The organism is Novipirellula sp. (genome assembly GCF_041583735.1).
In the GTDB taxonomy this organism is placed as follows: domain Bacteria; phylum Planctomycetota; class Planctomycetia; order Pirellulales; family Pirellulaceae; genus Novipirellula.
Window position 1 is genome coordinate 1 of sequence record NZ_JBFHFD010000316.1, and the last position, 9,444, is coordinate 9,444.

Below are 9,444 nucleotides of genomic sequence, written 5' to 3' on the forward strand. Positions count from 1 at the left end.
CGAATGGTCGAATTCATCGTGACGACGTCCGGCATCATGTCTTGCGATTCCAGCACCATGGCTCGTTCTAGCCGGTCCTTAAATTCGCTCAGATGCGTGCGTTCGCCCCCAATTGCGATCACAAATTCGCTATTGAGCAGCGTTTTCAACCTCAGAGCATCGGAACGAGTCACAGCAAGAGTCGGAGGGTTCATCATCGTTTAGTAGGGATTTGGTTTCAGTGAAAAGTGTCGATTCGCGTGTGAATCGCATTCGCGGTCGCGAAGAGCGATTTGCAAGTCGGGTGATAGTCCTATTCATCACCCACCGCAAACACCAATGCAAGCGATGTGCCACATCAATCTTTCGATCAACTTTGTAGCCGCAATAACTTTAAATGGACGTATTTACGGCCTCATGTTCAACTGGACTGAATGTTTCGCCCCCTGGATTGATTCGCTCACGACTCGTGTGATGTCGCTGTTTGGTGTCGAAGGCAACCGGCGTTGACGCGCCGAGGCTCGTATCATTCGCGATGCCAAACGCCCACTTGATCCACATCCATTCGCACTGGAACCTTTTTTCGAGTGCCCATACAATGGCAGGGGTAGAATCCCCCGATTCAAACAGATGCTCGCGGCACGCGTTTCTGGTTTTCCATCCGTCGTGGAAGTAGTTGATGTCAGCAAAAGAACAAGAACGTTACGTCCCTCTGTCGGAACGTCTTAATCAAGACGTGTGGCACGATAATTTTGTTCCAAAATACAGCGCGTTGGCATCCGCGAAACCGTCGCTGCTGATCTTGACGGGCGTATGGCTGATCTTTGCCCCCATGGCACTGATGTCCGCAGCGACATTGATCGGCACCGTGTTTGCTTTCCTTAGTGGCGAAGCAGCGAATCAAGCTGCCCCGGTGTTGGTGTTGCTCGGATCGTTGCTGTGGCTGTTGTTGGTGATTGCAATTTTGACAAAGCAAACACGACGGTATTGGTTGGCAAAACGGCCGCTCGAAACCGAGATGACCGAGACCGAATGAAATCGGCAACTTTCAATGGGCTGTAGTCCCGCATGAACCGTTTTATCCATATTCGTTCGAACAAATTCCCGATCCTTCCGGGCGAAAAGGAAGAGTTAGCGAATGAAGGGATGTACGGCAAGGCACTGGCCAAATACCTGCAGTCAAGACTTGCCGATCGCGAATATGACACTCCGTTTGTATGCTGCGAAGATTGGGGTTGGTGGATCGAAATAAAATCGGTCCCGTTCAAATTCGGAGTCTGTGTCTATTCTTCGATCAATGCTGACGAAGGATCAGCAGACTCAAGTCCCACCGAATTTGCTTGTACTGAAGGATCCAGCGGACCGCGGAATTGGAGTTGGAAGAAGATGCGTTTTATCGACACCGCCCCGTGGACCAACAAACTACACGAAGATCTGTTAGAGATTTTCCAGGCGGATAAGGACATCGAGATTGTGGGGACATCGGAAGAGTTTCCGCTTTGAATACGGGATTGGCTTCCAGCCTGACTCCAACGACGGACCTATCACTAACAAATGGACAATCGATTTGTCCCTCGCTGTCCTACTGCTTGGCGCGGCGTTCCTGGCTACGGCCAAGTCGCCATGCAATCAGCAGCCAAACCGCGGTCAGCGGGACGGCATACCAATTCATCGCGGTTAAGCTGGCCCCAAATTTTTGCAGTGCCCCGAACAATTGACTCGACAACGCGTCACCGCCACGCAGCACCACTGTGTCGATAAAACTCTTTGACTTGTACTTTTGCTCGCGACTGACCACCGTGAACAAAACTTCTCGCGACGGCACGGTGATGCCATAGGCTCCGGCGCGTGTGCAAATCATGATCACCATCAACACGCCCAGCGTCGGCACACTGGCCAGCGCGGCGAAACCGCAAATGTAGATCAGTGGCAACACCGACAGCGCCACGCTGATCCCCAATCGCCGAAGAATCGTTCCAGCCACGGTCGTTTGCAACAACAACGTCATCAACTGTGTCCCCAAGTCGATCTTGGCAAAAAAGGACGTCCGAGCCTCGCGTGACTCGATTGCGATATTCACGATATCGGCCTGCTGCAAATACAATTGGGTTGCAAACGCTTGGATCAAAAACAGAAACAAACAGATCGACGCTAAGTATCCCGAGCTCAACACTTGCGTGATCCCGGTCCACAGTCCGCCGCCTGTTGAACTCGCTGATCGCGGGTGATTGCCGCCCGGCGTTTTCGCATCCTTTGGGTCAACCAACTGATACGAGTTCAGCTCCAATCGCCATGCACACGCCAACCCCAGCTCAAGCAACACCGCAGGGATCAGCAACAATGAATCGGTCGAGAGCCGAGTTGCAAGGAGCGATGTTAAAAACGACCCCGTGATCGCCCCCAACGTGCCTCCCGCAGCAATCAGCCCAAACAAACGTTTCGCTTGATTACTACGAAACAAATCGGCCAACACACTCCAAAACACGCTCGTCGCAAACAGTGCAAAGACGTTAATCCAGATAAAGATGACGCGTGCTGTCCAAATGCGAACCACATCGGATTCGACTTGCAACAAACTCCAAAACAGCAACAAGCAACCGGCAAAAAAATGATACACCACCCGCACGAGCCAGCGGCGAGGCAGGCGAGCGACGACACCCGAGTAGACCGGAAGGGCCAACAACATGGCGAGAAAAGTGATGAGAAACAAATGGGGCAGCTTTTCGGTCCCCCCTTCGATTCCCATTGTCTCGCGAATCGGGCGAATCGTGAAATAGCTAAGCAGAATGAAAAAGAACCAAGCAAATGCCCACCCGACACACTTGATTTCGTGAGCTTCCACTCGTGTCCACCAGCGTCCGATCAAAGCGTCGTGCTCGCGAGTGGTATCAGGAGGACGGTTCACAGTTCAATGGGGCCCGAGACGAGAGAAGGTCGCCGAGTGTCGCCGACGTGCTAAGATTCCGACGTGCTTGATTTTGCCTGTGCTTAGTTTTCTTGGGAGGCAACGTCGAGGGATGGAGGTTCGAGTGACTTGATCAACCAAGACACTCGCGCGTCCTTTTGAGTCTGGATCAGATAATCAAAAAGAGCATTGGCAGCATCCCGCCGCAGCGGAGCAATGTCATTCAGATCGTCAAACGTGATCGGCATTTCCTCGAACTGGTGGACCAAAACCACATGCATCCCTAAGGGACTTTGCAGCGGATCACTGATTTCCCCCGGTTTCGTCGACCGCACCGCTTGCATGAGACGCGATGGCAAATCGCCATCCTTTTCGACCCACCCCATCATCCCACCATCGCCGGCCGAAACCGAGTCGCTGTGATCGCGTGCCGCCGCGGCAAAGGCTTGACCGATGTCATCGGAATCGCGAATCTCGCGAACCAAATTGGCAAGGCTGCTGCGGACGCTTTGCACCGCATCGCTATCGGCGGAGTCGACAGCAACGAAAATCTGAGACACTTCCCAACGTCCGCCGCCATAGTTTGCTTTGCGATTTTCAAAGAAGCGTTGCAGGTTCGCTTCGGTCAATCGGCTCTTCAAATATTGCCCCCAGGAAATTTTAAAGTCGAGATCGTCACGCACCGCTTTTTCGGTGGAGAGTCGTTCTTTTGCATAGCGTCCGAGGTCGCTGCCACGTCGCTTCAATTCGCTCTCGAGCGATTCCACTTGCCGATCGACGATTGCCGCAAGTGACTCGCCTGCTTGATCATGTAACGCACGAAGCGCGAGGTGACGACGCACTAATAAGGCGGCGGTCGCTTGCTGAACGCGAATATCCAACTTGCTGATCTGGTTCACGCCGAACCGCTCGACGAGCACCAAGTTCAATTCGCCAAGAAAAATGGGTTCCCCATTGATCGCAGCGAACGGGTCCTCAGGCTTCCATTTATCCTCGGCAAATGTCGTGGGGGAAACCACGATCATTGCGAACAGAAGCGTCAAGCCAATTTTTGGGAAATCAATCATGGCAGCATGATGTCCTGCAGCACAAACGAGACTTCGTTGGAAACCACCGCGGTGGGCGACTCGTAAACAAGCGTTGATTCGCCAACCGAATCGCCTAAATCAAACAAGTAGCCGATCCCGACTCCGTTAGCGGTTTGCCGATAGACTTCGTAGCCTAGATGATCTGCACGTGAACCGTCGGCACGTTTGACATAGGCACTGTTTTCAAAAATCCACTGCCGGTGGCTTTCCAGCGACCGACCGGCATCGTCCAATGTGACGGCGACTCGGACTTCATGAATCGGCCCATTCTTTCGCACTTGCTCGAGCGTCACCTGCATCGCATCGAGCTTGACGTCCTTGCCCGGTTCCGAAAGCGGCAACTCGAACGTTTGACGTTTGCCGGGAAGAATGGCCTTGATAACGCCCGAGAGTGATTCAATCTTCTGCGGTTGGCCGGCAGGCAATTGCATCGGCAAATAAAACTCGCTGAAGGCAATTTCACTGTTGGTGGCAATGTCGATGGTCTCGCCGGATTCTTGAGGTTTCAGCATTGCTCCGTCATCGAGTTTGCCTCGCAATTGAGCGATCGGAATGGTCAACCCGATGGGAGTCGTTTTGGGTTCCCAGCTAATTTCCATGCTGATATTCAGTGCACTGAGCTTGGGACGATTCAAAACGCGGCGTGAGTTCACCGACGTCGGCTCGATCCGATAGACGCCGGTGTAAGCGGCCGAATCGACACGTGAGGGCCGATCGGGTTCACGCCGGACAATTTGCAGCGTCTCGCGATCGCCACCGTAAAAATTGATGTCTAGATTGGCTTGATCAAGAACCAAATCCAATGCGTGCCAAAATGTCAGCGGCGTTGCGACCGCTTGGATCGCCGTCGAATCGTCACCGTCGAATTCAAATTCGATCCCACTGTCGCGGCTGATCGCCTCGAGTGCTTCGCCGACGGTTTTTGCATCCCCGAGGCGGACGGAAATCCCCAGCGATTCCACTTCGGTTTGGGTACGCAGTGAAAACAACGCCTTGCGAACACGCGTCAGCCGCTCGGATGCTTCGATCGACATTCCCGTTTTGTTTTCGGGCAAATACTGCAGCACGTCCGGGCCCGCTTGAATCAATGCATTCTCAGCGGCTTTGCGTTTGGCCAAACTCGAAGCATCGAGTTCGTCGACCCACTCGAGCACATCGGACTTCAAGTCACGGACAGGTTCTTGGCCGAATCCCCCCAGCGAGATCGAGATAGCCAACACCACCCCCAGCCCCCCACGCTGAAGTACCGTCACAATTGTTTTGATCATCATTTTCGTTACCGTTGATTTAACGAACGTCCTGCATCACCCCAGTCGATTGTGGGCATAGTCCCGATTCTAACCTACGTTTGCACTGCTCGCTCACCCTCAGTGCACTGACAGGACGAATTGATGGCTTCTTCGCGAACCCGTTTTCTAACACTCTCTTTCATCCCGCTGCTGATCGCATCCGCCTGTGATTCAGCAACGGGTCAAGTCAGTGGATTGATCGAGTTTTCCGAAGCGGGGCGGCTTCAGCGAGGCGTTCCCCTGGTTTCACTCGCGCGGGAAATCGTCGTCATGGGACGCGATGGATGGCTGCATTCGATCGATCCGCTGCAACCCGAGACAAAATTCAAATCGCTCGATGGCCAATACGAACCGCTTTCAGCACCCGAACTGCGAAATCAACTTCGCAGCGAATTTGGCAATGATTTTGAAGTCATCGCGACTCAAAACTTTTTGGTGGTTCAACCGCTAGGGCGTGGCGACCGCTGGGCAAAACTATTCGAGCAATCGCACCGTGGATTTGTCTCTTACATGAGCAAACGTGGCGTCAAAATTCGCCAAGGACGATTCCCGATGGTTGCCATCGTGTTTCCTGATCGCGGCGAGATGTATGACGCGTTCAAAAAACAGAAAATTGATGTTTCCCGAGTTGCAGGTATCTATTCCAACAATAGCAACCGGGTCATGACGCACGACGCAGGACATCTAGCTTCGATCGTTGCAACGGTGCGACACGAAGCGGCACATCAGTCGGCGTTCAACACCGGCGTCCATAGCCGTTTGAATGACACTCCGAAATGGATCACCGAAGGGATCGGGCAGCTGTTCGAACCCGCGGCGGTAACGACATCGACCACCGCAGCACTACGACGCCAACGTGTCAACGAAGACAGTTTACAAGTCTTGAAGAAATCCTATCCGGGCAAAAACAACGCCGAGTTTACACAAGCCGTTTTGAATCTCGTCAGCGGTGACGAAATGTTCGCCAACGAAGACCAAGTCGTGAACGCCTACTCGGTCGCTTGGGCGATGATGTTCTATCTTGCCGAACGGCAGCCACGCGAGTTCGCGGCCATTCTGAATCACACAGCGATGCGCCGCCCCTTTGCCGTGTATCAACGCGACGAACGAAAAGCCGATTTCGAAAAGGTGATCGGAATGGATCCATACGAGTTCAGTAAACGCGTGAGTTGGTTCTTGGATTCGCTGTAGTTCGAACTCGGTCGTGCCATCGACTTTGGTGCCGCCCGCGGCGCGAGCCGTCTGCTTGCGGCGAGTAAAAACGTTCGATCTTGACCGGGCGGCTTTCGCCGCACCGCGATAAAAAACACCCGATTAGGGCGAATGCAGATGGCATCGCGCGGTGGCAACCGGCAATTAGCCACCGATTTAACGTCGCAACCATCCGTGACGATAGAATACCCACAACATTCCCGTCGCCATGCCCACCATCAGCGTCAGCGCCATTGGATAGCCCCATTCCCAACGTGTTTCGGGCATGTTCCAACGTGACCGGCTGCTGTCAAAATTCATCCCGTAGACACCTGCGACAAACGACATCGGAATAAAAATGGTCGAGATCAATGTCAGCAAACGCATCACGTCGTTGGTGCGTTGGCTGAGGCTGGTGAAATAAAGATCTCGCAAATCGGTAACGACTTCGCGAAACGATTCGGTCACGTCCAACAGATGGCTGGCGTGATCTAAGCAATCACGAAGAAAGAGCCGCGTGTCCTCGCTAAACCGCCCCTCGGATTCCTGGATCAATCGCTGCAACGTCTCGCGATGACCATACGCAGTTTTTCGCAGGTAGGCGAGTTCGCGTTTCACGTCGCGAATCTGCGTCTGCTCTTGTGGCCCAGGCGAGTCGGTAACGTCATCTTCTAGTTTTTCTAACATCCGGCCGTACTGTTCCAACAATGGAAAGTACGCGTCTAGCAATGCGTCGATCAAGCAGTACATCAGATAATCAGCTGATTGACTGCGAACCCGCCCCAGCGATTGCCGAATTCGTCTTCGCACCGGTTCAAAGGAATCTCCCGGACGCTCCTGGAACGAGATCAACGTATTGCCGCTGAGCACCAAGGAAACCTGTTCCAAATGCAGCGGAATCTCTTGGTCCGTCATCCTCAGGATGACCACGACACGGCCTTTGATCGTATCGACCTTGGGGCGTTGGTGCGTATGAATGATGTCTTCGAGCAACAGCGGGTGAATCTCAAAACATTCGCCGATCGCTTCGATCGTTTTGTGATCCGCCAGCCCGACGACATTGATCCACTGGGTTCCTGAGGCGACGTCGACCAGCGACGATGCCTCCACCGTCTCGTCTTCATGCAACGTCGTTTGATCAAAATAGATTCTCTCGACATGCGTAGGAGCCGCGTCCTTGCTCGACCGCAGTTTCCCAGGCACCGAACCGACCCGGGTACGTCGCTGAAACGGATGATAGAACCGTTTGCGAAAATTTATTCGCCGCGGGGTAGGGTGCTCAGCTTGATCCACAGAAATTGCCTCCGACGTGCCACACGGTTTTCACCAATGCTATCCGTTTCGCAGACAGGATGCGAATGTAGGGCGGAATCGAGCCACGATCATTCCCATTGACGCAACTAACGTCGCTTTTTGACTAACTGGCTAATCGCTTTGAACTGCGGATGCAGCGAGGTTCCGACCCATTCGAACATGACCGATTCCACCGTGGTGATCGTCGCTCCGGCCATCTGCATTCGCTCGATTGCGATTTCATGATCGCGGCCGTGGCGTGCGGCAACCGCTTCGGCGACCACAAATGGGCGAAACCCTTCGGCGATCAAATCCAAAACGGTTTGCAACACACAAACATGCGTTTCGATCCCTGTGATCACAATTTGATCACGTGATTGTTTCGCCCAAGATTCGAGTGCGTCACGGCAAACAGAGGCGCTAAAGGCTCGCTTGGATTCGGGCGAATCAAACACATCGTCAAGCGGACGAACCAAACCTCCAAGCCGCTCGGGGTACTGAACCGTGGCCGCATGTGGCACGTCCAACAACTTCGCCGCTTCGACCAATCGCATCGTTTGCTCGACCACGGCGTCACCCGAGGGGACGACAGGCACCAGTTTCTCTTGCAGATCAATAACCCACAATGCACTGCGGTCCGCTGACAATCGTAGCGGCGAAGAGACATGTGGCATCGTTAGGAATCGCTTTTGGGCTTCGCGGGCTTGCTCGCCTTGGACTCGCTTTTCGAAGCTTTTGATTCGCTTTTGCTCGAACTGCTTGTCGACGATTTATCTGCTTTGGCGGCCTTCTTGTATCCTTCGCTGCGGTAATCGGTTTGATAGAACCCGCTGCCTTTGAACACAATCGCGGCCCCCGCACCGAACAAGCGTTTCAGCTTGTTCTTTTTGCACTCAGGACATTTCTTTTCAACCGGATCATTGATCCCTTGAAAGAGCTCCATGGTGTGGCCGCAAGCGTCGCACTCATAATCGTAAGTTGGCATACAAAATTGCCTTGAAAGATGGACCAGGTTAGGAACGTTGAAATGCAAGGGGCGAAAGTCGTGTCCGCGATTCTTAGTTCGCGGGCGTTTCACTCGCAGGTCCCGTGCTGACAATGACTTGGCTTGGACGAATCACACGGTCATGCATTTGGAATCCAGTGACCGCAACATGAGCCACCGTCCCTGCGGCGTGATCATCGCTGGGGATTTGCGAGATGGCTTCATGGTAGTTTGGATCGAACAATTCGCCCGCTGCAGGGATCTCGCGAATTTGATATTTCGCAAGCGTATCATCGAGTTGCTTGGCGACCATCGCAACACCGTCACGCAACCCATCGGACTCGCTGGCCGTTCCTGCGGCTTCGATGGCGCGGTGTAAATTATCGCGAACCTGTAGCAAATCGTTGACCAACGGAACCGCTGCGTAACGCAATTGGTCTTCGAAGTCGCGACGCATCCGCTTGCGAAAATTCTCGGCTTCGGCTTGGGCTTGCAAAACCCGCTTTTCGGCCGATTCGGATGAAGCTCGCAAACGCTCCATTTCTTCATCGCGACTTTCGACCGCAGCGTTATCGTCTTGCGTCCCTTCGCCTTCGTGCACGGCATCCATTGCGTCAATCTCTTCTTGTGATTTGTTTTCTTCTTCGTTCATGTTTCGATTCAAGTTTCTTGAGGTTGTGCATCGGGGTCAAAAAACGTTCGGAGCTTTTCCAA

Annotated in this window: 10 protein-coding genes and 1 pseudogene; 3 read left to right on the top strand and 8 right to left on the bottom strand. The window is 53.4% G+C overall.

What is annotated here, in order from left to right; translation table 11 throughout:
• Positions 1-197: pseudogene (locus ABX962_RS20920) on the bottom strand (transcription elongation factor GreAB); the annotation flags it as partial.
• A 461-nt stretch (positions 198-658) separates the two neighbouring features.
• Here ABX962_RS20920 and ABX962_RS20925 point away from each other — a divergent pair.
• A complete protein-coding gene (locus tag ABX962_RS20925) occupies positions 659-1,015 on the top strand; it encodes a hypothetical protein (RefSeq protein WP_372721976.1) in 357 nt (118 codons plus the stop codon).
• A gap of 32 nt (positions 1,016-1,047) precedes the next feature.
• The gene (locus tag ABX962_RS20930) at positions 1,048-1,482 is read left to right on the top strand and encodes a hypothetical protein (RefSeq protein WP_372721978.1); all 435 of its coding nucleotides are present in this window, start codon (positions 1,048-1,050) and stop codon (positions 1,480-1,482) included.
• Between the two features lie 79 nt (positions 1,483-1,561).
• Here ABX962_RS20930 and ABX962_RS20935 read toward each other — a convergent pair whose 3' ends face one another.
• The 3 genes from ABX962_RS20935 to ABX962_RS20945 form a co-directional block, all read right to left on the bottom strand.
• Positions 1,562-2,884: an NTP/NDP exchange transporter gene (locus ABX962_RS20935; protein WP_372721980.1), complete on the bottom strand. Its 1,323-nt coding sequence runs from the start codon at positions 2,882-2,884 to the stop codon at positions 1,562-1,564.
• An 83-nt stretch (positions 2,885-2,967) separates the two neighbouring features.
• Positions 2,968-3,951, bottom strand: coding sequence for a peptidylprolyl isomerase (locus ABX962_RS20940; protein ID WP_372721982.1), 984 nt, complete (start codon positions 3,949-3,951; stop codon positions 2,968-2,970).
• Positions 3,948-5,243 carry a hypothetical protein gene (locus ABX962_RS20945; protein ID WP_372721984.1) on the bottom strand — a complete coding sequence of 432 codons (1,296 nt, stop codon included), beginning with the start codon at positions 5,241-5,243 and terminating at the stop codon, positions 3,948-3,950. The genes ABX962_RS20940 and ABX962_RS20945 overlap by 4 nt, the downstream gene beginning before the upstream one ends.
• A gap of 120 nt (positions 5,244-5,363) precedes the next feature.
• Between ABX962_RS20945 and ABX962_RS20950 the strand changes: the two genes are divergently transcribed.
• Positions 5,364-6,452 carry a DUF1570 domain-containing protein gene (locus ABX962_RS20950; RefSeq protein WP_372721986.1) on the top strand — a complete coding sequence of 363 codons (1,089 nt, stop codon included), beginning with the start codon at positions 5,364-5,366 and terminating at the stop codon, positions 6,450-6,452.
• A 177-nt stretch (positions 6,453-6,629) separates the two neighbouring features.
• On the opposite strand, the gene corA is transcribed toward ABX962_RS20950, so the two are convergent.
• From corA to grpE, 4 genes are all read right to left on the bottom strand, one after another.
• Entirely contained in the window at positions 6,630-7,745 is a 1,116-nt protein-coding gene (gene corA / locus ABX962_RS20955) for a magnesium/cobalt transporter CorA (protein WP_372721988.1), read from the bottom strand.
• Between the two features lie 107 nt (positions 7,746-7,852).
• Positions 7,853-8,419: an isochorismatase family protein gene (locus tag ABX962_RS20960; protein WP_372721989.1), complete on the bottom strand. Its 567-nt coding sequence runs from the start codon at positions 8,417-8,419 to the stop codon at positions 7,853-7,855.
• 2 nt (positions 8,420-8,421) lie between these two features.
• Entirely contained in the window at positions 8,422-8,730 is a 309-nt protein-coding gene (locus ABX962_RS20965) for an FmdB family zinc ribbon protein (protein ID WP_339938043.1), read from the bottom strand.
• Positions 8,731-8,803: 73 nt separating this feature from the next.
• A complete protein-coding gene (gene grpE, locus ABX962_RS20970; protein ID WP_372721991.1) occupies positions 8,804-9,394 on the bottom strand; it encodes a nucleotide exchange factor GrpE in 591 nt (196 codons plus the stop codon).
• Positions 9,395-9,444 lie beyond the last annotated feature (50 nt).